This is a genomic window from Bacillus sp. FJAT-26390 (genome assembly GCF_001682865.1).
GTDB lineage: Bacteria > Bacillota > Bacilli > Paenibacillales > Paenibacillaceae > Pristimantibacillus.
Map to the genome: position 1 here is coordinate 521891 of NZ_MAQX01000001.1, position 24715 is coordinate 546605.

At 51.3% G+C, this 24715-nt stretch carries 22 protein-coding genes; 21 read left to right on the forward strand and 1 reads right to left on the reverse strand.

Annotated elements, in window-relative coordinates:
• The first annotated feature begins 43 nt into the window (after positions 1-43).
• From A7975_RS02415 to A7975_RS02425, 3 genes are read left to right on the forward strand one after another with little or no spacing between them, the layout of a single operon-like run.
• Complete coding sequence (locus tag A7975_RS02415) at positions 44-955, forward strand: selenium metabolism-associated LysR family transcriptional regulator (RefSeq protein WP_053375619.1); 912 nt, start codon at positions 44-46, stop codon at positions 953-955.
• The gene (locus tag A7975_RS02420) at positions 946-1833 is read left to right on the forward strand and encodes a PHP domain-containing protein (protein ID WP_483295885.1); all 888 of its coding nucleotides are present in this window, start codon (positions 946-948) and stop codon (positions 1831-1833) included. Before A7975_RS02415 ends, A7975_RS02420 begins: the two co-directional genes overlap by 10 nt.
• Positions 1823-2716 (forward strand): MerR family transcriptional regulator, encoded by an 894-nt coding sequence (locus A7975_RS02425; protein ID WP_065384032.1) that lies wholly within the window; start codon positions 1823-1825, stop codon positions 2714-2716. The genes A7975_RS02420 and A7975_RS02425 overlap by 11 nt, the downstream gene beginning before the upstream one ends.
• A gap of 29 nt (positions 2717-2745) precedes the next feature.
• On the opposite strand, the gene A7975_RS02430 is transcribed toward A7975_RS02425, so the two are convergent.
• Entirely contained in the window at positions 2746-4521 is a 1776-nt protein-coding gene (locus tag A7975_RS02430; protein WP_065384033.1) for an Rqc2 family fibronectin-binding protein, read from the reverse strand.
• A 178-nt stretch (positions 4522-4699) separates the two neighbouring features.
• Here A7975_RS02430 and A7975_RS02435 point away from each other — a divergent pair, with 178 nt between their 5' ends.
• The 18 genes from A7975_RS02435 to A7975_RS02520 all read left to right on the forward strand — a co-directional run bounded on the left by A7975_RS02435 (position 4700) and on the right by A7975_RS02520 (position 24711).
• Positions 4700-7483 carry a calcium-translocating P-type ATPase, SERCA-type gene (locus tag A7975_RS02435; protein ID WP_065384034.1) on the forward strand — a complete coding sequence of 928 codons (2784 nt, stop codon included), beginning with the start codon at positions 4700-4702 and terminating at the stop codon, positions 7481-7483.
• A gap of 121 nt (positions 7484-7604) precedes the next feature.
• Entirely contained in the window at positions 7605-8435 is an 831-nt protein-coding gene (gene dapF / locus A7975_RS02440) for a diaminopimelate epimerase (protein WP_053375623.1), read from the forward strand.
• Positions 8436-8465: 30 nt separating this feature from the next.
• The gene (locus A7975_RS02445; protein ID WP_053377765.1) at positions 8466-10340 is read left to right on the forward strand and encodes a bifunctional homocysteine S-methyltransferase/methylenetetrahydrofolate reductase; all 1875 of its coding nucleotides are present in this window, start codon (positions 8466-8468) and stop codon (positions 10338-10340) included.
• Between the two features lie 342 nt (positions 10341-10682).
• Positions 10683-10943, forward strand: a complete 261-nt coding sequence (remA, locus tag A7975_RS02450; RefSeq protein ID WP_005548256.1) for an extracellular matrix/biofilm regulator RemA — start codon at positions 10683-10685, stop codon at positions 10941-10943.
• A gap of 13 nt (positions 10944-10956) precedes the next feature.
• The gene (gmk, locus tag A7975_RS02455) at positions 10957-11574 is read left to right on the forward strand and encodes a guanylate kinase (RefSeq protein ID WP_053375624.1); all 618 of its coding nucleotides are present in this window, start codon (positions 10957-10959) and stop codon (positions 11572-11574) included.
• A gap of 16 nt (positions 11575-11590) precedes the next feature.
• Positions 11591-11800, forward strand: a complete 210-nt coding sequence (rpoZ, locus tag A7975_RS02460) for a DNA-directed RNA polymerase subunit omega (protein WP_053375625.1) — start codon at positions 11591-11593, stop codon at positions 11798-11800.
• Positions 11801-11930: 130 nt separating this feature from the next.
• Complete coding sequence (locus A7975_RS02465) at positions 11931-13370, forward strand: AraC family transcriptional regulator (RefSeq protein ID WP_065384035.1); 1440 nt, start codon at positions 11931-11933, stop codon at positions 13368-13370.
• Between the two features lie 115 nt (positions 13371-13485).
• Positions 13486-14475, forward strand: coding sequence for an iron-hydroxamate ABC transporter substrate-binding protein (locus A7975_RS02470; protein WP_053375627.1), 990 nt, complete (start codon positions 13486-13488; stop codon positions 14473-14475).
• A gap of 162 nt (positions 14476-14637) precedes the next feature.
• Positions 14638-14829, forward strand: coding sequence for a hypothetical protein (locus tag A7975_RS02475; RefSeq protein WP_053375628.1), 192 nt, complete (start codon positions 14638-14640; stop codon positions 14827-14829).
• A 21-nt stretch (positions 14830-14850) separates the two neighbouring features.
• Positions 14851-15384 carry an NUDIX hydrolase gene (locus A7975_RS02480; RefSeq protein ID WP_053375629.1) on the forward strand — a complete coding sequence of 178 codons (534 nt, stop codon included), beginning with the start codon at positions 14851-14853 and terminating at the stop codon, positions 15382-15384.
• A gap of 120 nt (positions 15385-15504) precedes the next feature.
• Positions 15505-16029 (forward strand): YfiT family bacillithiol transferase, encoded by a 525-nt coding sequence (locus A7975_RS02485; protein ID WP_053375630.1) that lies wholly within the window; start codon positions 15505-15507, stop codon positions 16027-16029.
• Positions 16030-16088: 59 nt separating this feature from the next.
• Complete coding sequence (gene coaBC / locus A7975_RS02490) at positions 16089-17303, forward strand: bifunctional phosphopantothenoylcysteine decarboxylase/phosphopantothenate--cysteine ligase CoaBC (RefSeq protein ID WP_065384036.1); 1215 nt, start codon at positions 16089-16091, stop codon at positions 17301-17303.
• Positions 17300-19792 carry a primosomal protein N' gene (gene priA, locus A7975_RS02495; RefSeq protein ID WP_065384037.1) on the forward strand — a complete coding sequence of 831 codons (2493 nt, stop codon included), beginning with the start codon at positions 17300-17302 and terminating at the stop codon, positions 19790-19792. The genes coaBC and priA overlap by 4 nt, the downstream gene beginning before the upstream one ends.
• Positions 19793-19834: 42 nt before the next feature.
• Complete coding sequence (gene def, locus A7975_RS02500; protein WP_053375633.1) at positions 19835-20320, forward strand: peptide deformylase; 486 nt, start codon at positions 19835-19837, stop codon at positions 20318-20320.
• A gap of 4 nt (positions 20321-20324) precedes the next feature.
• Entirely contained in the window at positions 20325-21278 is a 954-nt protein-coding gene (gene fmt / locus A7975_RS02505) for a methionyl-tRNA formyltransferase (RefSeq protein ID WP_053375634.1), read from the forward strand.
• The gene (gene rsmB, locus A7975_RS02510) at positions 21275-22795 is read left to right on the forward strand and encodes a 16S rRNA (cytosine(967)-C(5))-methyltransferase RsmB (protein ID WP_082197937.1); all 1521 of its coding nucleotides are present in this window, start codon (positions 21275-21277) and stop codon (positions 22793-22795) included. The genes fmt and rsmB overlap by 4 nt, the downstream gene beginning before the upstream one ends.
• A gap of 100 nt (positions 22796-22895) precedes the next feature.
• Positions 22896-23942, forward strand: a complete 1047-nt coding sequence (rlmN, locus tag A7975_RS02515) for a dual-specificity RNA methyltransferase RlmN (RefSeq protein WP_053375635.1) — start codon at positions 22896-22898, stop codon at positions 23940-23942.
• 7 nt (positions 23943-23949) lie between these two features.
• Positions 23950-24711, forward strand: a complete 762-nt coding sequence (locus A7975_RS02520; RefSeq protein WP_065384038.1) for a Stp1/IreP family PP2C-type Ser/Thr phosphatase — start codon at positions 23950-23952, stop codon at positions 24709-24711.
• The last annotated feature ends 4 nt before the right edge of the window (positions 24712-24715 follow it).

Consider the following 24715-nt stretch of genomic DNA (forward strand, 5'->3'; position numbering starts at 1 on the left):
GCTTTATAGTATAATAATGACCAGAAGAAAGGATGATTGGTTCATGGCGCTTAATTTTCACCAGCTGCATATTTTTTGTACGGTTGCGGAACGAGGCAGTTTCTCCGCAGCGGCGCAATCTTTACATATGACTCAACCCGCCGTTACGATGCAAGTACAGTCGTTGGAGGATTATTTTGGCACGAAGCTGCTGCAGCGTTCTACGAAACGCATTGAACTGACGGAAGCGGGAAGGGCTCTTATGCCTTACGCTCAGCGCAGCATCGACTTGATCCGTGATACGGATCAGGCAATGTCGGCTTTCACCAAACAGCTGAAGGGAAGGCTCCAGCTCGGGTCAAGCTTAACGATCGGGGAATATATATTGCCGCGATTGCTCGGTCCGTTTGGCCAGGAATACCCGCATATTTCAATCAGCATGAAGGTTATGAACACTTCGCAGATTATGGAGGATATTTTGAATCACCAGCTTAATTTTGGCCTTATTGAAGCCCCGATTAATCATCCGGATATGCATATGGAGGCGGTAATGAGCGATGAGCTCCGATTAATCGTTTCCAAATCCCATCCATTGGCTGAGCGGGAATCCGTTACGTTAGAGGAAGTGATGGAATATCCTTTTGTGCTTCGGGAGCAAGGTTCAGGGACGAGGCTTGTAATGGAAGAGCAGCTGAGGAATAAAAATATCGATCCTTCCACTATGAAAATCGTAATGGAGCTGGGCAGCACGGGAGCTGTGAAGTCTGCTGTTGAGGCTGGCTTAGGCGTTTCCTTCATTTCATCTTCTTCCGTCAAGCATGAGGTAGCGCTCGATTTGATCCGCATGATTAAGGTGTCGGATTCGAAGTTTCAGCGCCAGTTTTATTCCATATACTTAAAATCGGCGATACTGCCAATATCCGCTGTCACATTTTTATCCTTTTTGAGAGAGAGGGACTTGCAGCAATGGCTCTAATGAATGGACTTGCTGATCTGCATACACATACGACCGCTTCGGATGGCATGCAATCTCCTGCTGAAAACGTTAGATTGGCAAAAGCGGCGGGGCTTGCCGCAATCGCGATTACCGATCACGATACCGTTGCCGGCGTGGCGGAGGCGATGCTGGAAGGGGAGCGTTTAGGAATAACTGTTGTGCCAGGGGTTGAAGTGAGCACGGTTGCAGATGGGACAGATATTCATATCCTTGGTTATTACACGAACAATGATGACGAGAAGTGGCTAACGCGTCTTGCCAGCCTGCGTCGTGTAAGGGATCAACGAAATGAAATGATTTTAGATAAGCTGTGCGAGCTCGGAATAGCAATCACGATGGATGAGGTTATCGCGGCTGCTCATGGAGACGGCAAGCTCGAAGCCTTGCAGGATGCAGCCGTTAGTATCGGTCGCCCGCATATTGCCGCTGTCCTTGTGAACAAGGGAATCGTCTCCACTATGAAAGAAGCATTCGACCGTTATTTAAAAACAGGAGCTGCTGCTTACGTCAATCCGCCAAGATTAAACCCATTTGAGGCGGTTGATTGGATTCGGGAAGCCGGCGGCACTAGCGTAATTGCGCATCCGGGGCTTTACGGCAATGATTCGTTAGTCGAGGAAATTATTCGGTATGGCGTGCAAGGAATCGAAGTGTTCCATTCCAATCACGGTCCGGAGGAAGAACGCCGATATGCGCAGCTTGCAGCGAGGTATCAATTGATTGCAACGGGCGGATCGGATTATCATGGATCGCGTCAAGGCGTTATTTTTCATGGTGAAATAGGCAATCGCACGGTAGATGTGAACGTTCTCCAGCAGCTAGAACCTTTATGGGGGAAAGAGCGCAATGAACCATAGGCTCTTTACGATCAAGGAAGCCTCCATGCGTACCAGCTTATCAACGCAGCTCATTCGGAAATGGGAGGAGCGTTACGAGGCTGTTATCCCGCAAAGAATGGCAAATGGCTATCGCGGGTATACGAATCATGATATAGAGACCCTTCTTTGGTTTAAGAAGCAGGTCGATGAAGGCGTACCGATCGGAATGGCTGTTCAGGAATGGAAGAACGCCGATCATGCAGCGATGGATTGGACAAATCCGATTGAGCAGCTGCTTCAAAGTTTTATTGAGCTTGATTTAACCAATGCCGAGCGCATTTATGAACAGCTTCTAGCGGTTCTTCAATTGGAAAATTTGATGCTTCAAATTTTGGAGCCGACGCTCGTCGAGCTTGGAGAGCGCTGGGAACGGGGAGAAATTTCAGAATACCAGGAGCATTTCGGCAGCCTCTTTATTCGGGACAAAATGCTCGCGATCCGCGGCATGATTCGCACAGTTGACGATAGCCCATTGATGGTGACGGCATGCGGACCGGGCGAGCGTCATGAGCTTGGCATTTTATTTTTTGGTTATTTTGCGCAGATGGAAGGTTTTCGGGTCGTTTACCTGGGAAGCTCGCCCTCGGAGAAAGGGATTTTTGATTGTTTGGTGGAGGTACGGCCGGCAGCTTTTACATTTAGCTTCTCTGTCACTCAAGCTTTGGAGGAAGCGGTGCCTTTTCTGCAAGAGCTCGATCAACGGATTACCGGCGGCCAGCTGTCAACGAAAGTTTTTATTGGCGGAAAAGCGATTTATGAGGATGGCCTGCTGGCAGGAACCAAGCATGTGCACATGCTTGTAGGCGATGGCAAGCGCTGCGTCGAAAAAATAAAAACACGGTTTCTTATTCCAAATGAATAAGAGCCGTGTTTTTTTATGCGCAATCGTCTTTACTTTAATTCGCTTGCGAGTGATTTAATGCGCTTCTCGTCAGGCGTGATGTACAGCGTCTTCTGGTTGTCGTATATGACGAAGCCGGGCTTTGCGCCGTTTGGCTTGCGCACATGCCGGATTGTCGTGTAATCCACGGGGATCGAGCTTGAGTCACGGGCTTGGCTATAGTGTGCAGACAGCATTGCCGCCTCTTCTAGCGTCGCATTGCCGAAGTCGCCGCCTCTTATAACGACATGCGAGCCAGGGATATCCTTCGTATGGAGCCATGTGTCGGAAGGCGCCGCGAGCCGGTTCGTTAAATATTCGTTTTGCGTATTGTTTTTGCCGACATATATCGTTGCTCCCTCAGAGGAGGTGTAGCATAGCAAAGTTGGTTTAAGCGTTTTTTTCTTCTTCGGACCGCGCCGGCCGCGCTCTTTCATATAACCCTGCTCAACGAGCTCGTCACGAATCTCGCCAATATCGCCTAGCGATGCGTTGTCAACCTGCTGCAGCAGCGCTTCAAAATATTGAATTTCGGTACGGGCGATTTCCATTTGCTCGGCAACGATCGATAAGCTGTTCTTATGTTTCGTGTACCGGCGGAAATAGCGCTGCGCATTATCGGAAGGCGTGAGCTGCGGGTCAAGATCAATCTTGATTACAGCTTGCTCCTCATCATAGAAGTTAACGAGCTCAATGGTGGTGTCGCCGCGCTTTATTTGATGCATGTAAGCGGTAAGCAGCTCGCCGAGCACTCTATATTTTTCCGCATCCTTCGCTTCAACAAGCGTATCTTCAAGCTTTTTAATTTTTGTAATGTTTTTTGCTTTTTCATTTTGGACGAACCGAATCAGATCGGCAGCACGCTGCTTAACGGTATCGCGTTCCGCCTTATTGCCGTAGAAGCCTTCAAGACAAGTGCTTATGTCCGGAAAAACAACGGCTTCGCCTTCAATATGGGTAAGCTCCGTAATGGAGAAAAAGGATTTGCCGGTGTCCGCGTTTGTTTTGATCGTAGGCGTATAATGGTCGTTTCTGACTTGCTCGATAAAGCTTGAGTAGCTGCTCCATAATGCAGCTAGGCTTTGCTGCGATACGCTTTCGTCAGCGGATTGCTCGTCTGTGGCTAAGTCAGCGTGCGCACGGTGTACAAGCTCCTTAGCAAGAAGCGGGCTGAAGCCGCATAGCTTGTCTACTAGCCTTTTGTGCAAGGGAGCAGTCTCGTCTGTTTCGCTTAGCGCATCCAAAAATTGCTGCTCGTTCTCGATAGCCAGCGGATCAAGCTTGCCTTGCTCGGGCGGCGAAGCGTAGCTGCTGCCGGGCATTACGATACGATGGCTGCTGATAGCTGGCGTAACATGATGAATGCCGTCATGAATGATGCCGGTTGATGGATCCATCAAAATAATGTTGCTATGACGCCCCATAATCTCGACTATGATCGTTTTGTTTGATAAGTCACCTAGCTCGTCGCGATGCTTCACTTCAATATGAATAATTCGCTCGGCCCCGATTTGACGAATGGACTCGATCATGCCGCCCTCGCAATGCTTCCGAAGCAGCATGCAAAACATCGGCGCTTCCATTGGATTGACATATGTACCGGTAGTCCAGTGGACTCGGGGATAGGTTGGGTTGGCGGACAGCAGCAGCTTGCCCTGCATACCGGCTCCGCGAATGCTGAAAACAAGCTCGTGTTCGGTTGGCTGATGGATCTTATGTATACGCGCACCAACGCAGCGCTGTAGGTCATGCGTGATCGCATGGGTGACGATGCCGTCTAATGCCATGGTGTAGTTCCTCGCTTCCTTGGTCTATCTTTCTCTATCATGCCATAGTTGAGACAAAAACTTAAGTCCTTGATGGGATATTTTATGGGCTGTCCGAATACATTTACCCTATAAAGGCTGTCCGAAGGGCCGGCGTCGTTGCTGCTTGGCTCGGCATATTACGGGAGGGAGTTATACCATGGAACAAATGAAATGGCATCAAATGGGGACAATTGAGTTGGTTGACGCGTTAGTCAGCTCCCCAGATCAAGGGCTGACGACGTCGGAAGCGGCGCAGCGGCTGGAGAAGAATGGACGGAATGAATTGACAGAGGGGAAGCGCGTATCGCCGATCTTGCTGTTCCTCAACCAATTTAAAGATTTTATGGTGCTCGTCTTGATGGGAGCGACATTGATTTCTGGCTTGCTGGGCGAATATTTGGACGCGATTACGATTGTCGCGATCATCGCCCTGAACGCAGTGCTTGGTTTCGTGCAGGAGTTTCGCGCGGAACGCTCCTTGCGGGCGCTCAAGGAATTGTCTGCCCCAACGGCCAAAGTTATACGCGGCGGGGAATTGCAGACTATTCCAGCCAAGGAGCTGGTTGCCGGAGATCTGATTTATTTGGAAAGCGGAGACCGGATCCCGGCTGACGTGCGCCTGCTGGAGGCGAATAGCTGCTATGTTGAGGAATCGGCTTTGACGGGGGAATCGGTACCGGTCGGGAAGCATGCAGTAGCAATCGGCGAGGATGATCTGCCGCTAGGCGACCAGCTCAACATGGGGTTTATGGGGACGATGCTTACTCGCGGAACAGCAAGGGCCGTCGTTATTCGTACAGGCATGGATACCGAAATGGGCAAAATCGCAGGACTCATCGAGCAGACGGAGTCGATGGAGACGCCGCTGCAGCACCGGCTAGAGCAGCTTGGCAAAATACTAATCGTCGTTGCGGTAGGTTTAACGATTATGGTAGTCGCAGCAGGCATTATGCACGGTCAGCCAGCGTACGGCATGTTCCTTGCCGGCGTAAGCTTGGCGGTTGCGGCGATTCCGGAGGGCTTGCCGGCTATCGTAACAATTGCGCTTGCGCTCGGCGTTCAGCGGATGATCAAGCGGAAGGCAATCGTTCGCAAGCTGCCATCCGTAGAGACGCTGGGCTGCGCTTCTGTCATTTGCTCAGACAAAACCGGAACGCTTACGCAAAACAAAATGACGGTTACTCATGTGTGGATTGGCGGAAGGCAGCTTGAGGTAAGCGGTGAAGGTTATGAACCGACAGGTGCCATTTATGAAGCGGGCAACGCCCTTGACATTAAGCATGATCAATCCGTCAAACGTCTGCTTCAAATAAGCGCGCTCTGCAATAACGCTCAGATCGTGAAGGTAGAATCGGCGGAGACGGGTAAACGCAAGAGCAAGGAAATCCAAGAAGAGTGGGTGCTTAAAGGCGATCCTACCGAGGGAGCTTTAGCCGTGCTCTCGGCTAAGCTCGGTTCATCCGCGAAGGCGCTTGAGCAGCTTTACAAGCGGGAGAAGGAGTTTCCATTCGATTCGGAGCGAAAGCGGATGTCGGTTGTCGTTGCGCATCAGGGCGGTCGTCTCATCTGCACGAAGGGTGCTCCTGATTTGCTGATGGATCATTGCTCCTATGTGCTATGGGAAGGCAAGGTTGTGCCTTTTACGGCTACTTTAAAACGCAAATGCGCAGAGGCAGGCGAGCTTATGGCGCAATCCGCGCTTCGCGTGCTTGGACTTGCTTATCGCGATCTGCGCGCCGGCGATGTGTGCGAGACAGAGAGCGATGCGGAATGCCAGCTTGTATTCGTTGGCTTAACCGGCATGATCGATCCGCCGCGCCGCGAGGTGAAGGAAGCGATAGCGACCTGCAGACGTGCGGGAATCAAGACAGTAATGATTACCGGGGATCATCAGCTGACGGCGGAAGCGATTGCCGGACAGCTCGGCATCATGCCGCGCGGCGGCATCGCGATGAGCGGCAGACAGCTGGAAGCGATGGACGACGAGCAGCTTGACCGCCTCGTGGACAACATTTATGTATACGCGCGCGTTTCGCCAGAGCATAAACTGCGGATCGTCAAGGCGCTTCAGCGCCAAGGGCATGTAGTTGCCATGACAGGCGACGGCGTTAACGATGCTCCTGCGATAAAAGCGTCTGACATCGGCATCGCGATGGGCATTACCGGGACGGATGTATCGAAGGAAGCTTCGGCGCTCGTTCTAAGCGATGACAATTTCTCGACGATCGTAGCTGCCATTGAAGAAGGCCGCGGCATTTATGAAAATATTCGCAAATTCATCCGGTACTTGCTTGCATCAAATGTCGGCGAAATTCTCGTTATGTTTTTAGCGATGATGGCGGGGCTTCCGCTTCCGCTCGTACCGATTCAAATTTTGTGGGTCAACCTGGTCACAGACGGCCTGCCGGCGATGGCGCTTGGCGTGGATCAGGCAGAGAAGGATTTGATGCAGCAGAAGCCGCGTTCGGCCAAAGAAAGCATTTTCTCGCGCAGGCTCGGCTGGAAAATCATTAGCCGCGGCATATTGATCGGGGTTTGCACGCTTGGAGCGTTCTGGATTACGCTGCATGATGCGCCGGGCAGCGCTGCGCAGCTTATGAAGGCACAGACGGTCGCTTTCGCAACCTTAGTCATGGCACAGCTCATTCACGTATTCGACTGCAGAAGCTCGCGCTCTATCTTTCACCGCAATCCGTTTCAAAATAAATATTTGGTGCTCGCTGTACTCTCGTCGCTCCTTCTGATGATCGGCGTGCTTTATATTGAAGCCCTGCAGCCTATCTTCAAAACCGTTCCGCTTAACTTCCGCGAATGGTGTTTGGTCTTTGTAGCGGCAGGAATTCCTACTTTCTTAATGGGAATTGGCAGCGTGCTCGGCACTAAGAATAAAAATAAGACCAAATCAAAATGGCCGATCGGACCGCAAACCGCGGCGAGATAACACAAAAATACAAATCATGATACAAATTATGAATAGCCTTTCTCCTTGCTTTGCGGTATGCTATTAGCAATTAATTATAGTTTTATCATACCTAGAGATGCGGCAAGGAGAGGGCAAACAGATGAATTTTACAAAGATGAACGGTTTAGGAAATGATTTTGTCGTCATAGCTGGCGAGCAGCAGCTCCCGGATGATGCAGCGGATTTGGCCATCCGGCTTTGCAACCGGTTTTTTGGAATCGGGGCAGACGGACTTGTTTATATTTTGCCTTCGGAAGTCGCTGATTTCCGCATGCGCATTATTAATTCCGATGGCTCGGAAGCAGAGCAATGCGGCAACGCTATACGCTGCGTAGCTAAATATGTATACGATAATGGTTTAACCGATAAAGAAGAGATTACGATCGAAACGCTTGGCGCCGGCGCTCAAAAGGTGCAGCTTACCGTTCAAGGCGGCGAAGTGTCATCGGTCCGCGTCGATATGGGAGAGCCGATTCTTGGCGGCCTGCAAGTGCCGACAACCATTGATGCCGAACGCGTCATTGAGCATCCGATTGAGGTGGACGGACGTGAATTCCGCTTCACCGCCGTATCGATGGGCAACCCTCACTGCGTTATTTATGTAGAGGACGCTGTTCATTTTGATCTGAATACTTGGGGTCCGAAGCTTGAGACACATCCGCTCTTTCCTCGCAAAATCAATGTTGAGTTCGTAACGGTTAATTCCCGTACGCATACCGACATGCGCGTATGGGAGCGCGGCGCGGGACCTACGCTTGCTTGCGGCACAGGTGCATGCGCAACGGTTGTCGCTTCGGTATTGACCGGCGCAACGGATCGGACGGCTACCGTATCGCTTAAAGGCGGCGACCTTCTCATTGAATGGAATGAGTCCGATAATCACGTATATATGACTGGACCGGCTGCGGTATCGTTCCGCGGTACACTGTAAGAGCAAAGTTAGATGGGTGGAATGAAAATAATGAAACCGGATTTGCGGGAAGCGCTCCAGCAGCGTATCTTGACCGGGGACGGCGCGATGGGAACCTATCTGTATCAGATGGGGTTCCCTGTCGGCGTTTCTTACGAGGAATTTAATACGATTCGTCCCGATGTCATCGAGAACATTCACCGCCGCTATTACGAGGCTGGCGCACGCGTCATCGAGACGAATACGTTTTCTGCCAATTTGGAGAAGCTCTCCAAATATGGCTTAGAGGATGAGATGGACGCCATTAACCGTGCCGGCGTGCGCGTTGCGCGCGCCGCAATCGGCGATGACGCTTATGTTGTTGGCGCGGTGGGCTCGGTACGTGACGGCAAGCTGAAAAACTTGCGCACAGCTAAAGTAATCGAAGCTTACCAGCGCCAAATGCATGCTTTGCTTGACGAGGGCGTGGACGGGCTTCTGCTTGAAACGTTTTATGATCTTGATGAAATGCTGCTTGCGCTGCGTATTGCGAGATCGGCTTCCAACGTGCCTGTCATTTGCCAGTTTGCAGTCGAGGATGTTGGACGCACGCAGGATGGCAATGGAATGAAGAGTGCGTTCGATCAGCTTCAAGAGGCCGGGGCAGACGTTGTAGGCTTTAACTGCCGCAGCGGTCCTAACGGTATTATGAGAGCGATTGATTCGATAACAGGTCCTGTCGGTTTGCCGCTGTCGGTATATCCGAACGCAGGTATTCCCGACTATATTGACGGCAAATATGCGTACAGCGCTGGTCCTGAGTATTTTGCTGAGTCAGCGATGCGCTTTGCCGATCGCGGTGCGCGCCTCATCGGCGGTTGCTGCGGAACGACACCTGAGCATATCAAAGCCATAGCTGCTGCGCTTGACGGTTATGTTCCTCAGCTTGGACAAGCGGTTGCTTCTCATGCCGCGGTAGAGACGATTGTCGTAAAACCAGCGGAGAAGCCGGCTGCATCGGATACGGCTCCCCAAAAGGTTGAGGTGCAGGAGCCAACTATCGTTGATCTAGTGCTGAAGCGTCATACGGTAATCGTAGAGCTTGATCCGCCGCGTGATCTGGATATTCGCAAGTTTATGGACGGCGCAGCCGCCCTTAAAGAAGCGAAGGCGGATGCCGTTACGATGGCTGACAATTCGCTTGCCGTTACGCGCATGAGCAATATCGCGCTTGCAGCGCTCGTACAAGAGAAGGTAGGCATTCGTCCGCTCGTTCATATCGCATGCCGCGACCGCAATCTGATCGGAACACAATCCCATATGATGGGACTGGATGCGCTTGATATCGATCATGTGCTGGCTGTAACGGGAGATCCGGCACGATTCGGCGATCTGCCTGACTCAAGCTCGGTGTATGACCTTACCTCATTCGAGATGATTCGGATGATTAAGCAGCTCAATGACGGAACGGCCTTCTCCGGCAAGCCTCTTAAGCAAAAGGCGAAGTTCGTCGTAGGCGCGGCATTTAATCCGAACGTCAAACATTTGGATAAGGCTGTCCAGCGTCTCGAGCGCAAAATCGCTTCAGGCGCGGACTATATTATGACTCAGCCTGTATACGATCCAGGATTGATCGAACGGATCGCCGAGGCGACGAAACATTTGACCGTACCTGTATTTATCGGCATTATGCCGCTAGCTAGCGGGCGCAATGCTGAATATTTGCATAACGAGGTGCCGGGAATCCAGCTGTCTGACGAGGTTCGTCAGCGGATGTCGGGTCTCGAAGGCGAAGCGGGCCGTGCGGAAGGCGTGCAGATTGCGAAGGAGCTGCTCGATGCGGCTTTGCCGCATTTTAAAGGAATTTATTTAATTACTCCGTTTATGTTCTACGATATGGGCGTTCAGCTTACAGAATATGTATGGCAGAAGACAGAGCGTATGTAGCCAAATAGCTTAGAATGAATGCGAAAAACAGGCTTTTTTGCTTGTTTTCGCATTTTCGCTTGTTCGTTTGTAAAAAATCAATTAAAATAAAGCATGGATACTGTTGCCACACTTACACAGGATGGCAAGGACAGGCTGCCGATCAGCAGCTTCGGCATAAGCTTTAGCGTGCTTCGGGACGTATGTCCGGCACTTTTTTCGTCAACAATAGTGCAGTAGTTCTGTCGGTTTTTGGCAAGAACGCAAACTTGTCGTATTCACATTTATAAAATATAAAAAAGAGTGTTTGAACATTTGCAGGCAGATGCACAGGGAAGATCGTAGGCGGAGGAGGAACCAGGCTTGGCTATTAAACTTATTAATATCGGATTCGGTAATATTGTATCAGCTAACCGCATTATTTCAATCGTAAGCCCGGAATCGGCTCCGATTAAGAGAATCATTCAAGAAGCACGCGATAGGCATATGCTTATTGATGCCACATATGGACGCCGCACACGCGCTGTTATTATCACGGATAGCGATCATGTGATATTATCAGCAGTACAGCCAGAGACGGTTGCACACCGGTTGTCTACCAAGGACGACGATAACGACGAATAGTACGGGGAGTAATATGGATAAGGGATTGCTAATTGTGTTGTCCGGCCCTTCAGGGGTTGGCAAAGGAACGGTTTGCTCCGTTCTTCGTAATAAGGTTCCTGAGCTGGTGTATTCCGTGTCGGCAACGACTAGAATGCCGCGTCAGGGTGAAGTAGACGGCGTTAATTATTTTTTCAAAACGAGAGAGCAGTTCCAAGAGATGATTGCACGAGACGCACTTTTGGAGCATGCTGAATATGTTGGTAACTACTACGGAACTCCGCGCGATTTCGTGGAACGCACCTTAGCGAGCGGCAAGGATGTTATTTTGGAGATTGAAGTGCAGGGAGCGCTTAAGGTAAAACAAAAGTTCCCGAGCGGCATCTTCGTATTTTTATTGCCTCCATCCTTGGATGAGCTGAAGCAGCGAATTACCGGCCGTGGTACCGAGACTTTGGATACGATCAATAATCGCATGTCTGTAGCGGTAGAGGAAATGAATTTGCTCGGCCACTACGACTATGCGGTATTGAATGATGAGATAGATGCTGCTTGCGATCGTATTCGCAGCATCATGATTGCAGAGCACTGCCGCAGAGAAAGATATTTACCTTACGTTTCCGGAATGGTTGCCGCAATTGAGAAAGCATGAGTGAGGAGAATGAACGATGTTATATCCGTCCATTGACGAAATGGTGAAAAAAGTTGACAGTAAATACACGCTTGTTGTAGCGGCTTCGAGACGCGCTCGCATGCTCCGCAACGGAGACAAGTCGGAGCTCAAAAATCCGCGCTCCCGCAAGTATGTAGGTGTTGCGCTAGAAGAAATTTACGGCGACATTCTCCAAGTAGAAAACCTCGCTACCAAAGAGGATTAATCCAATATTCGTTAACTAGGAACGGAGTGCCTACTTTATAGTAGGTGCTCTTTTTTTGTGTTATAATGAGAATGTTTATCACTTGAATAATCGTTTTTTGTAGTCCTATAAAAAAAGGGTGTGGTTTGCGTTGTTTTTAAAGCGAGTACCAGTTAAACGTAAAGGCGTAAGCTGCTTTTACTATAAAATAGTTGAATCTTACCGGGATGAGCATGGCAAGCCAAAGCATCGATTAGTTTCGAATCTTGGCATTCTGACAGAGGCAGAGGCGGCTGAAATGAAGCGGAAGCTGCAATTGGGCAAGGATGCGGATGCTTTGCGAAGGACTGAAGCTAGAGAGGCTGCTGTATCAGACCCTGAACCTAAGCGGAATAGACCAAGGAGACTGTCCAACAAAGCTGAAACAAAGATTGAGCAAAATAAGCTTCATGGCCAGGAAAAGCAAGCAGTTGCACAGCCATGGCTAGTTAGCGCGCTTGAATATATAAGAGAAAACTATCGAAATCCGATAACGAGAAAGCAGCTGGCACAATCCTCTGGCGTTAGCCTCGAGCATTTTTCAAGGGAGTTCCGGCGGCATACGGGCAAAACCTTCAAGGCTTATCTGACGGAGCTGCGCATTCGAGCTGCCCAGGAACAGCTGCTAAGCTCGAGGTCCGGTTTAGTAGATGTCGCGCTCAATGTCGGATACAAGGACGGATTTTATCTGAGCAGGAAATTCAAGCAAGTAGTCGGTACGGCACCTCTGTTCTATATTAAACGTCCGAAGAAAATAGCATCATTGACCTATAATTATTCAGCAAGCTTGCTGGCTCTTGGCATGACGCCAAGCGTTGCGGTTGTCTCAGGCTGGGTATCTGGCTATTTTCGAGATGTGGTCAAAGAGCAACCCAGGCAGTGGTATGGGAATGTGCCAATCCGCATAAGCGATGCGATAGGTCCGTTTAAGCCTGATCTGATTTTTGATTATCAAATAAGCGAGGAGCTTGCCTTGGAGCTGCGCGCTATTGCGCCGTTAATAAGCTTGCCGTTCGAGCAGATGGATTGGGATGAGCAGTTTCGGTTTATCGCAGAGGTCGTAGGCAAGAGCGGCGAAGCAAACGATTATTTGAACAGGCTCGAGAGTTTGATGGTGAAAGCAAATCGAAGGTTGGACCAGAAGCTAGGTACCCGCGGAACGGCGGTTGTTGTGGAGCTTGGCATGGACAAGTGTTATGTTTTTGGCGAAAAGTGGGGGCGAGGTACCCATGTTCTGTATGATCAGCTTCAGTTTGCGCCGCCCCAAAGCCTATTGCAGGATGGAAGCTGCAAAATTGGTTATGTACAAACTTCGATTGAGAATATTCATGCATACGCGGCCGATCATCTATTTTTTGCGCTGCCGACCTGCGCAGTTGAACGAGCGAAGGTGCTCACTTTTATGAATACAGATAGCTGGAACCAACTCGATGCCGCCAAAAATAAACAGATCTACTCGATTGACGGGGGATGCTTTTACGGCTTTGATCCAGCCTCTACCAAAAGGCAGCTGCTCGATATCGTTTCCTTGCTTACCAAACATGAAAAGTAATTTTGTGCGCAGCATCACATTAAGGCATGGACGAATGACGCGCTCAGTTGGTAAAGTTATTTTTGAGAATGATTATCATTCGTATTAAATAACAGAGGGAAAGAGGAGTTAATGAATGTTGCGATTAAACAAAGGTATGTGGTTAGGATCTATTTTGCTCGTATTTATTATGCTGATAACGGCTTGCGGCGGTGCAGGCGCCCAGAAAAACAAAGCTGTTAACGAAGCGGATCAAGCAAGCGAGGCGCCGACTGCAGATGAGAAGGAAACTCGTCTTTACAATACGATTCATGGCGATATCGAAATTCCGGCTAATCCAAAAAGAATTGTAGCTGACCAGTATTTGCAAACGATGCTTGCTTTAGGCGTTAAGCCGGTAGGCGCCGATCAATATTATATCGATAATCCTTATACGAAGGATCTCGTTCAGGGAATCGAAAGCATCGGGGAGAGAAGCGCAGTTAATTTGGAAAAAATTACGGCGCTTGAGCCTGATCTTATTATTACGGCGACCGAGGATTCGAATACATATGAGCAGCTTTCGAAAATTGCGCCGACGGTCAACATTCCCTTTGGAACGAATGCAACCTTTAAAGGCGTGCATGCGGAAGTAAGAGGAATCGGAGAGCTGCTTAATAAGCAGGAAGCGGCCGAGCAATGGATTGGCAATTATGATAAGCGAATCGCTGAGCTGCGCAGCCAGTTAGACGGGGTTATTGCTCCGACGGAAACGTTCTCGATTATCGAGGCGGCATCTAAAGTGTTTTATACGTTTGGAGACAATTTCGGAAGAGGAGGTCAAGCCATTTACGGCGCTTTGAAGCTGACTCCGTCCGATATTATAAAGAATGAGTTAATGAAGGAGCAGTGGAGAGAGCTTACGCTAGAAGTGCTGCCGGATTATGCTGCCGATCATGTTCTCTTGTTCTCGGAGGATGGCACGGATCAATTCAAGGACAGCGCAATCTGGAAGGCGATCCCCGCGGTAAAAAACAATCACGTGTACGAGCTTGCGGCGGATCGTTATTGGTATTTTGACCCGGTTTCGGTGCTGGCGCAATCCGAGGAAATAACAGCCATGCTGCTTGAGCGGAATCAAAAATAAGGATGATGCAAGGCGAAAGAGAGCTGTCCAAAAGCCGTTTTACGGTATTGGGCAGCTTTTTTAAGTATGAATGCCTATAATTTGATAAACTAAGCTTACAAGTAATGAATGGCTCAAGCCAAAGGGATGATCGATAAACGGCTGATGGAGAGGTTGATGGCTATGGCTAATGATCAAGAGCTGAAAGAAATAAAGGAAACGCTTCAGAAGCTTGAAGGTCAGGTCGCTCAAATTAGGGCGGATTCGAAACGTCAAAGATCTGGTTTTGCCCGATTTTTCATTGGTTTTTTTATCGTATTCTTTGCAATCATCATTGCGAGTGGCGTTATCCAGTTTATAAGCCATAATAAATAAATGTAGAGGAAGATTGAAGGCATGACGATTACATTGAATCAATATCCTGCTCTCTCAAAGGGGATTGTATGGGGCTTTGTTGAAAATTGCTTTTCGCTTGATTATGAGGTGGATACAGCTTCTGTGAGCAATATAAGCATCATTCCGACAGTAGGCGATAAGTATGTTGTAATGAAGATAGATAACGGAAAATGGGAGCTAATCGGCGGTACGCTTGAGCCTAACGAGCATCATATGGACGCGCTGGAGCGGGAAGTAAAGGAGGAAATTGGCGCGGAGCTGATAGACTACACGCTCTTTGGCTGCTTTAAATGCCATTCGTCCGCGAGCGAGCCTTACCGCCCTCATATTCCTCATCCTCATTTCGTGAGACTTGTCGGGTATGGCGAAGTAAATATTGTCGGTGAGCCTCTAAACCCGCCCGATGGCGAGCAGGTCATTGCAGTAGAGGTAGTTGGCATCGATGAGGCTGTTAGATTGTTCGAGGAAATTGGGCGCAGCGATATTGCCGAGCTTTACCTGATGGCGCATCGACATAAAAACGGTCAATCATAGGCGCAGAGAACAGATTTTATCGGATAAAATGTAATCGTTCAGGTTAGATTTTGAAGCTGCATATGTTATGATAGATGGTGGGACTTATGTTTCAGGGACGAATGAACAGGAGGGAACGGAATGGACAAATTGCGTTATCCAATTGGCAGGTACTCGTTCGAGGGAATGACGGTTAAGCATCGCGAGCAATGGATTTCAGACATAGAAAAGCTGCCTGGGCAGCTTAGGGCGGCGCTAGCGGACTTGAATGATGAGCAGTTAGACACCTCTTATCGGAGCGGTGGCTGGACACTGCGCCAAGTGGTCCATCATCTTGCGGATGCTTCAATGAATTGTTTCTCGCGCTTCAAGCTTGCGCTGACTGAGTCCAATCCGACCATCAAGCCGTTTAACGAAGAGCGATGGGCGGAGACGGCAGACAGCCTTCAAGCGTCACCGGACATCAGCTTAGCGATCGTAGAGGGCATTTATGCTCGCTTGGTATTGCTGCTTCGTTCGATGCAGGCATCTGATTTTGATAAAATGTTCTACCATCCGGAGAAGGGCAGCCAAATTGGGCTGGCTAATTTTCTAGGATTCGTTGCGTGGCATGGCAAGCATCATGTTGCTCAAATAACAAGCTTAAGAGACCGCAAGGATTGGTAGTTGGTCGTAGCGCCAATGTAAAAATATAAGCAATGATAAGCTTGATAGGGAGATACACCATGCTAAAAGGGAAATCAATTATACTCGGCATTACAGGCGGCATTGCAGCCTATAAAGGCGCGGCGCTATGCAGCAAGCTGGTGCAGGCGGGCGCGACCGTACACGTTATTATGACGGAATCGGCTACAAAATTTATAACGCCGCTAACTTTGCAAACGTTGTCTCGGAATCCGGTTTATATCGATACGTTTGATGAGAGGGATCCAGCGGTCGTATCGCATATCCATTTGGCTGACCATGCGGATTTAATCGTTATTGCTCCGGCTACCGCCAATGCGATTGCGAAGCTGGCCGGAGGCCATGCCGATGACATGCTGAGCACGACGCTGCTCGCAGCGACATGTCCGATATTAATCGCTCCGGCAATGAACGTGCACATGTATGAGCATCCTGCCGTTGTGAACAATCTCGAGCTGCTTGCTTCCCGCGGCGTCATGTTTGTTGAGCCTGGCACCGGCCAGCTGGCATGCGGTTATGTTGCAAAAGGGCGCCTTGCAGAGCCGGAGGACATCGTTATGGCGATTGACTCTTGGTTCAGCCAAGGCGGCAAGCTGAAAGGGAAACGGGTGCTTGTCACCGCAGGCGGCACGATGGAGCGGCTTGATCCGGTACGATATTTGACGAATGATTCATCCGGCAAAATGGGCTTTGCGATTGCAGAAGCCGCGCTCCTTATGGGCGCTGACGTGACGCTGGTTGCAGGACGCACCACGGAAGCGCCGCCTACCGGCATGAAGGTCATTCGGGTGGAATCCGCGCAGCAGATGCTGGAGGCGGTAACGAGCGTTTATGACGAGATGGACATCGTCGTAAAATCGGCAGCAGTAGCCGATTACAGGGCGGTAAACATCAGTGATCAGAAAATGAAAAAGAGCGGCGAGAAGCTGGTGCTGGAGCTTGAGCGGACCACCGATATTTTGGAGACGCTTGGACAGCGAAAGCAGCATCAGTTTCTTGTTGGCTTCGCGGCAGAAACGGAGCAGGTTGAGCATTATGCGATGGACAAGCTGCGCAGAAAGCATTGCGACCTCATTGTAGCTAACGATGTGAGCAAGGATGGGGCAGGCTTTAACGGGGATACGAATATCGTTCAGGTTTTTGGTTCGGAGGGGCTGGTTGATGCCATGCCGCTTTTGTCTAAACGCGAGGTCGCTACCCGATTGCTTACGTTGATTGCAGAGCGTCTTCCTTCTTCCGGAGGGAGAGGCGAATGATTGCTAAAGTCATTGTAGACGTGCCGAGCCGCCAGACGGATCGGCCGTTTGATTATGAGGTACCCGCGGCGTTAGCGGACTGGATCGAGGTAGGCAGCCGCGTCGGCGTACCGTTTGGACCGCGTGTCCTACAAGGCTTCGTCACGCAGCTTGCAGAGACAACGGATGTAGACATGAAGCGTCTAAAGCCCGTTTCGGAGCTGCTCGATCACGTCCCGCCGCTGCTGCCCGATCTTATCGAGCTTGCGAAGTGGATGAGCGAGAAATATTGCTGCTCATGGACGACGGCGCTGCAAGCGATGATTCCGGCTGCTTTGAAGGGAAAGGCTGAACGCCTTGTCGGCATACAGGACGAAGAAGCGGCAAGGGAGGATCTTCCCGCTGCCATGACGGAATGGATCGGATCAAGCGGACAGCTCGTAAAGCTGGAGGGGCTGCTGGAACGTTTCCCGGAGCATGCGAAAGCAATTAAGGCTGCGCTGCGCGAGGGTGTGCTGGTCGAACAAACCTCTATTAAAGACCGCCTTGCCATCCGCAAGGTTTTAACTGTATTCGTTCCTGATGATACTGACGAAATCCGCAGGCAAATGGAAGCTTTGCCTGCGCGAGTAGCAAAGCAGCGCGAATTGCTGGCTTATATGCTCGATCACGGCGGACCCTTGCCTATGCAGCAGCTGCTCGCCGAGGCGGGAGGTTCTGCGGCAAGCGTGCGCTCTTTAGCGGAGAAAGGGCTTCTCGTTATAGAAGAGATCGAGCAGCAGCGTGATCCCTATGCGGGGCGCTTCTTCGAGCGAACGACACCGCTTGCGCTGACCGAAGGCCAGCAAGGCGTATTTGAACGTATCGCTAGAGCCGTTCATGCAGGCGAGCCTCAAACGATGCTGCTGCATGGCGTAACGGGGAGCGGCAAAACGGAGGTTTACTTGCAATCGATTCAGTTCTGCTTGGAGCAGGAAAAGCAAGCGATCGTGCTCGTTCCCGAAATTTCGCTCACCCCCCAAATGGTGGAGCGCTTCAAAGGACGGTTCGGAGATGCGGTGGCAGTGCTGCACAGCAGGCTCTCGAACGGCGAGCGCTATGACGAGTGGCGCAAAATTCGCAGCCGCCAGGTACAGGTGGCGATTGGCGCGCGTTCGGCTATTTTTGCACCGTTTGAACGACTTGGGCTTATTATAATTGATGAAGAGCATGAATCTTCCTACAAGCAGGAAGAGAGCCCGAAATACCATGCGCGCGATGTGGCGGTGCGAAGAGCGAGGCAGCATGGTGCCGCGGTCGTGCTTGGATCGGCAACGCCTTCTTTGGAGTCGTTTGCTGCGGCAAGCCGGACGTTAACGGCAAGGGACGAGGGCCGCGAGCCGGCGCTGCTGCCGATGCCCATACGCGTAGGCGGCAGGCCGCTGCCGCCGGTTGCGGTTATCGATATGCGCGAGGAGCTGAAGGAGGGCAACCGCTCGATGTTCAGCCGCCTGCTGCACAGCTCGCTTGCCGAGCGGCTTGAGCGTGGTGAGCAGTCGGTGCTGCTGCTGAACAGGCGCGGCTACTCCACATTCGTCATGTGCCGCTCCTGCGGTTATACTGCGGCTTGCCCGCACTGCGACATTTCCCTAACGTATCATCAGAAATCGCGCGCGCTGCGCTGCCACTATTGCGGGCATGCCGAGCAGGCGCCAACGACCTGTCCTTCCTGTCAAAGCGAGCATATTCGTTATTTTGGCACCGGGACGCAACGGGTTGAGGAGGAGCTCTCGAAGCTGTTCCCAGGCATTCGGGTAATCCGGATGGATGTGGACACAACGACGGAGAAAAACTCGCATGAGAAGCTGCTGAAGCAGTTCGGAGAGCGAAAAGCAGATGTGCTGCTAGGCACGCAAATGGTAGCGAAGGGGCTCGATTTTCCTTACGTCACATTAGTCGGGGTCATCGCGGCGGATACGTCGCTTAATTTGCCTGATTTTCGCGCAGCCGAACGAACGTTTCAATTGCTTACGCAGGTTGCGGGGCGAGCTGGCAGGCATCATTTGCCAGGTGAAGTCGTTATACAAACCTATGCGCCGGAGCATTATGCGGTCGTAACGGCGCAGCAGCATGATTACTCGGCGTTTGTAAGCGAGGAGCTGCGGCATCGCAGCGCAATGGGCTATCCGCCTTATTGCAGGCTGATCCTCGTCACGATGTCCCATGAGCAGCTGCCGCTGCTATCGTCCATCAGCGAACGATTTGCGGCGGACCTGCGCGAGTTAGCCGAGAATGAGGGCGTACTGCTGCCGCTAAGCAGCGGATTTAGTAGAGCGCTTGAGGTACTCGGGCCTGTTGCATCGCCGATTTCGAGAATGAAGGATCGCTACCGTTTTCAATGTGTGATAAAATATCGGGGGAACATCGATGCTTCGGCTCTCGTTCGCAAGGCGCTCACGTCGTTCACAGACGGGCCGCCGCAGCGCCAGGTGCAGTTCAGTATTGACGTAGATCCGCAAGTTATATTATAAATAGCTATTACTATTTTATTGAACGTAAAGGAAGGGAATACTATGAGTATCCGTATAATTGTGAAAGATCCAGACCCGGTTTTGCGGGAGGTAGCTAAGGAAGTAACGAAGTTCAACCCCAATTTGCTAAAGCTTGTAAACGATATGGCAGAAACGATGTACGACGCGGAAGGCGTAGGCCTTGCAGCGCCACAAATCGGTATCTCAAAGCGGGTTATTGTCGTTGACGTAGGCGATGAGAACGGCTTGATCGCGATGGTTAACCCGGTTATCGTTGAGCAGGAAGGCGAGCAGCTTGGTCCTGAAGGCTGCCTGAGCATTCCTAACCTGAACGGTGATGTGCTGCGTGCAGACCGCATTGTCGTGACGGGCCAAGACGTTAACGGCGAATCGTTTACGGTCGAAGCACAAGGTTACTTCGCGCGTGCTTTCCAGCATGAGGTCGACCATTTGAACGGCATTTTGTTTACCGATTTGGCGGAGAGTATCTACGACATATCGGAAAGAGCTAGAAAAGGCGGCGAATAGCTTCATGCGTATCGTATTTATGGGAACGCCGGATTTTGCCGTTCCCTCTTTAAAACTGCTTCTTGAGCAGCAGTACAATGTTGTCGCTGTCGTAACACAGCCTGACCGGCCGAAGGGCCGCAAAAAAACGCTGACGCCGCCGCCTGTAAAGGAAGCGGCGTTGTCGCTTGGCCTGCCTGTGCTGCAGCCGGAGCGGATGCGCAGCGCAGAAGCCGTTGCAGCGGTGGCGGAGCTAGCTCCTGACCTAATCGTAACGGCAGCCTACGGCCAAATTTTGCCGAAGGCGCTGCTTGATATTCCGCGTCTTGGCTGCATTAACGTGCACGGCTCCTTGCTGCCGAAATATCGCGGCGGCGCTCCTATTCAGCGCTCTATCATCAATGGGGAGAGCTCAACAGGCGTGACGATCATGTATATGGCGGTAGGTCTCGACACGGGCGATATGATCAGCGTCGTGGAGCTTCCAATCACGGACGAGGATACATCGGGAACGATGTTTGAGAAGCTAAGCATTGCTGGCGCGGATTTGCTTGGCCAAACGCTGCCGTCGATTATCGCCGGCGAGGCGAAGGCAGTGCCGCAGCAGGACGAGCAGGCAACATATGCGCCGAACCTGACTCGCGAGGATGAGCGAATCGATTGGACGAAGTCCGCACGCGCGATCTTTAATCAGGTGCGCGGCTTGTCGCCAATGGCGGGGGCATTCACTTATTTGAATGGCGAAGTTTTCAAAGTGTGGCAATGCGCTGTTCCATCGTCTTCTTCGAAAGCAGCAAGCTCTGCGCCGGGCACAGTGCTAGCAGCGGACAGCAGCGGCATTCAAGTCCAGACTGGCGACGGCGTGCTGGTGCTAAGAGAAATTCAGCCTGCGGGAAAAAAAGCGATGAGCGCTTCGGATTGGCTGAAGGGTGCGCGTCTTGAAGCGGGCACGCTACTTGGCGATGGAGGTGCAGCATGACGGAAAGCACGCAAAAGCCAAACGCCAATCGCAACGGCAGCAATAGCGTGAAAGGAAAGCCTAGAGCTAAATCAGGCAATAAGCGTCCTGCGAGCGGCGGCAAGCCTGCGGGCGGTTCCCCGCAGGCGCAGCAGCCGGGATCGCGCAAGGCAAAATCCCCGCGCGAGCTAGCGATGGATACGCTTGTTAAGGTTGCTCAAACCGGCGCCTACAGCAACTTGCAGCTTAACCGGACATTGCAGGATGCAGGCTTGCAGCGAGCGGATGCCGGCCTTGTCACCGAGCTTGTGTACGGTACGATTCAGCGGCAAGCGACGCTTGATTACTGGTTAAGCCGGTTTGTGTCCAAGGGGTTACATAAGCTTGAGCCATGGGTTCATCAACTGCTTCGCATGAGTGCTTATCAGCTTCTTTATTTGGACCGCATTCCCGCGCACGCAGCGGTGAACGAAGCGGTAACGATTGCGAAAAAACGCGGACATTCCGGCATTTCCGGCATGGTTAACGGCGTGCTTCGCAGTATCGACCGCGGCCGCGGGGAGCTGCAGGCTTCTGAAATTAAGCATGCGGATCCTATCGTGCAAATCGCGCTTCGCCACTCCTACCCGGAATGGCTCGTAAGCCGCTGGGTTGCCGCTTACGGCGCCGAAACGGCTGAAGCGATCTGCGCTGCGGGCAATGAGCATCCGCATTCCAGCGTTCGGGCGAATACGCTACGCGGAAGCCGCGAAGACGTAATCGAATTGCTAAAGGAAGCCGGATATGAGGCCGAGCCATCCGCTATCGCGCCTGCGGGCATAGCGATCAATCGCGGCGGCAATCTTGCCGATACGGACGGGTTCCGTGAAGGCTTATGGACGGTTCAGGATGAAAGCTCGATGCTGGTCGCGGAGGTCGTAGCGCCAAAAGCAGGCATGCAGGTACTTGATTGCTGCGCTGCTCCCGGCGGCAAGAGCACGCATCTGGCTGAGCTTATGGGCGGCAAGGGCAAGGTATGGGCGAATGATCTGCATGCTCATAAGCGTGATTTAATCGTCACGCAGACCGAGCGTTTGAAGCTTCGCAACGTCGAGGCGATTACCGAGGATGCGCTTAAGCTGGCGGAACGCTTCAAGCCGCAATCGATGGATGCCGTCCTGCTGGACGCGCCATGCTCCGGATTTGGCGTTATTAGGCGGAAGCCGGAAATCAAATGGACCAAAACGGCAGGCGATGTATCCGATATTGCAGCCGTTCAGCAGCGTCTGCTGAGCGCAGTATGCGATTTGGTTCGCCCTGGCGGCGTGCTCGTATACAGCACATGCACGATCGAGAAAGACGAGAATGAACAGCAGGTTGCGAAATTTTTGCAGGAGCATCCTGAGTTTGAACTGGATCGCAATTGGCCGGAGGCCGTTGTAGATCAGTTAAAGAAAGTTGGCGCAATAAACGAGCATTTCGATGGACAAGCGCAGCTGCTTCCGCAGCATTTTGACAGTGACGGATTCTACATCGCTAGGATGGTAAAGCGTCCATAACCTATGCTTATGGCTGAACATGGACGTTTGTGGTAAAATAAATCGATGGCGGCGACCGGAACGGTTTAGCCGCCCTACTATAAGGTACAGGTGTGATGAAATGAAACCATGCGTATATGACTACACGCTCGAGCAGCTTCAACAATGGATGATTGACAACGGCGAGCCGGCATTCCGGGGCGGACAGCTGTTTGATTGGTTGTATGTGAAGCGAGTGAAGAGCTTTGAAGATATGTCTAACCTATCTAAAGGGCTTAGAGAAAAGCTTGACGAAAGCTTTCAAATTATAACGTTAAACGAAATTACGAAGTTTGAATCGAAGGACGGAACCGTTAAGTTTCTGTTCGGCCTTCATGACGCGCATGCAATCGAAACGGTTATTATGCGGCATAACTATGGCAACAGCATTTGCGTTACTACGCAGGTTGGCTGCCGGATCGGCTGTACGTTTTGCGCATCGACGCTTGGCGGCTTGAAGCGGAACCTGACTGCGGGCGAGATCGTCGCTCAGGTCGTGACTGCTCAGCAGATGCTTGATGCTACAGGCGAGCGCGTTTCCAGTATCGTTATTATGGGTTCTGGCGAGCCGTTTGAGAACTATGACGCAACGATGGCATTCCTTCGCATCATGATTCATGAGAAGGGCCTGAATATCGGACAGCGCCATATCACTGTATCAACAAGCGGAATCGTCCCAAGCATGTATAAATTCGCAGAGGAAAATACGCAAATTAACTTGGCCTTGTCGATCCATGCGCCAAATGATGCGCTTCGCTCGAAGCTGATGCCGGTCAACCGCCGCTTCCCATTTGATGACGTAATGGCAGCTTGCCATAACTACATTGCGAAGACAGGCCGGAGAATTACGTTTGAATATGCGCTTATCGGCGGAGTCAATGACCGTGCCGAGCATGCGCAAGAGCTTGCGGACGTGCTTCAAGGCATGTTATGCCATGTCAATTTGATTCCGGTTAACCACGTGCCTGAGCGGAATTATGTCCGTACGCCGCGTGAGGACATCTTTGAATTCCAACGCGTGCTTGAGAAAAATAAAGTGAGCGTAACGATCCGCAGGGAGCAAGGTCATGATATTGCGGCAGCTTGCGGCCAATTAAGAGCGAAACATATGGAGTCTCAGGCGAGGTGATGACTGATTGTTAACGGCAAACCGCAGTGATATCGGACGGGTTCGTCAAGTCAATGAAGATCAATCATGGGTTAGTCAATTGAATAACGGGGTTACCCTTGCCATCGTAGCTGATGGCATGGGCGGTCACCAAGCTGGCGACGTAGCGAGCCAGAAGGCGGTAGACGCATTCCGCAGCATGCTGGAGCAAAGCGCAGCAAAGGCTGACCTATCTCTACAAGAAGGCAAAATGCTTATTCGACAAGCCATTTCGCAAGCGAATGAGGCTGTTTTTGAGTTGGCTTCGCGCAATGAGCAATATCACAACATGGGCACTACGATTGTAGCTGCTTTGGTTAAGCAGAATAATGCGATTATTGGACATGTTGGCGACAGCCGCGCATATAAAATTAATGAAGGTGTCATCACGCAAATTACGAATGACCATACGCTCGTCAATGAATTGGTCAAATCCGGCCAGCTCAGCTTGGAGGAAGCAGCCCATCATCCGCGCCGCAATGTGCTTACACGCGCAATTGGCACGGATTCACATGTGGATATCGAGGTGCAAGCGGTGGAGCTGTCTCCGCAAGACGTGCTGCTGCTTTGCAGCGATGGATTAACGAATATGGTGAGCGAGCAGGAAATGCTGCTAACGGTCACGACGGAGCAGCTGGAGCTGGAAGCTAAAGCTGATCATCTCATTCAGCTTGCGCTGCATGCTGGCGGAGACGACAATATAACGGTCGTTCTCCTGCAAGAAGCGGCTGGCACGAACCGAGAGGGGTGACAAG

What these genes read in the sequence shown, in the direction of transcription:
- A7975_RS02480 (WP_053375629.1), top strand. Translation starts at nt 14,851, where the DNA reads ATGACGATTACATTGAATCAATATCCTGCTCTCTCAAAGGGGATTGTA.
- rpoZ (WP_053375625.1), top strand. Translation starts at nt 11,591, where the DNA reads ATGTTATATCCGTCCATTGACGAAATGGTGAAAAAAGTTGACAGTAAA.
- fmt (WP_053375634.1), top strand. Translation starts at nt 20,325, where the DNA reads ATGCGTATCGTATTTATGGGAACGCCGGATTTTGCCGTTCCCTCTTTA.
- coaBC (WP_065384036.1), top strand. Translation starts at nt 16,089, where the DNA reads ATGCTAAAAGGGAAATCAATTATACTCGGCATTACAGGCGGCATTGCA.
- A7975_RS02470 (WP_053375627.1), top strand. Translation starts at nt 13,486, where the DNA reads ATGTTGCGATTAAACAAAGGTATGTGGTTAGGATCTATTTTGCTCGTA.
- gmk (WP_053375624.1), top strand. Translation starts at nt 10,957, where the DNA reads ATGGATAAGGGATTGCTAATTGTGTTGTCCGGCCCTTCAGGGGTTGGC.
- priA (WP_065384037.1), top strand. Translation starts at nt 17,300, where the DNA reads ATGATTGCTAAAGTCATTGTAGACGTGCCGAGCCGCCAGACGGATCGG.
- A7975_RS02475 (WP_053375628.1), top strand. Translation starts at nt 14,638, where the DNA reads ATGGCTAATGATCAAGAGCTGAAAGAAATAAAGGAAACGCTTCAGAAG.
- rlmN (WP_053375635.1), top strand. Translation starts at nt 22,896, where the DNA reads ATGAAACCATGCGTATATGACTACACGCTCGAGCAGCTTCAACAATGG.
- A7975_RS02430 (WP_065384033.1), bottom strand. Translation starts at nt 4,521, where the DNA reads ATGGCATTAGACGGCATCGTCACCCATGCGATCACGCATGACCTACAG.
- def (WP_053375633.1), top strand. Translation starts at nt 19,835, where the DNA reads ATGAGTATCCGTATAATTGTGAAAGATCCAGACCCGGTTTTGCGGGAG.
- A7975_RS02420 (WP_483295885.1), top strand. Translation starts at nt 946, where the DNA reads ATGGCTCTAATGAATGGACTTGCTGATCTGCATACACATACGACCGCT.
- A7975_RS02435 (WP_065384034.1), top strand. Translation starts at nt 4,700, where the DNA reads ATGGAACAAATGAAATGGCATCAAATGGGGACAATTGAGTTGGTTGAC.
- A7975_RS02415 (WP_053375619.1), top strand. Translation starts at nt 44, where the DNA reads ATGGCGCTTAATTTTCACCAGCTGCATATTTTTTGTACGGTTGCGGAA.
- dapF (WP_053375623.1), top strand. Translation starts at nt 7,605, where the DNA reads ATGAATTTTACAAAGATGAACGGTTTAGGAAATGATTTTGTCGTCATA.
- A7975_RS02425 (WP_065384032.1), top strand. Translation starts at nt 1,823, where the DNA reads ATGAACCATAGGCTCTTTACGATCAAGGAAGCCTCCATGCGTACCAGC.
- A7975_RS02485 (WP_053375630.1), top strand. Translation starts at nt 15,505, where the DNA reads ATGGACAAATTGCGTTATCCAATTGGCAGGTACTCGTTCGAGGGAATG.
- A7975_RS02445 (WP_053377765.1), top strand. Translation starts at nt 8,466, where the DNA reads ATGAAACCGGATTTGCGGGAAGCGCTCCAGCAGCGTATCTTGACCGGG.
- rsmB (WP_082197937.1), top strand. Translation starts at nt 21,275, where the DNA reads ATGACGGAAAGCACGCAAAAGCCAAACGCCAATCGCAACGGCAGCAAT.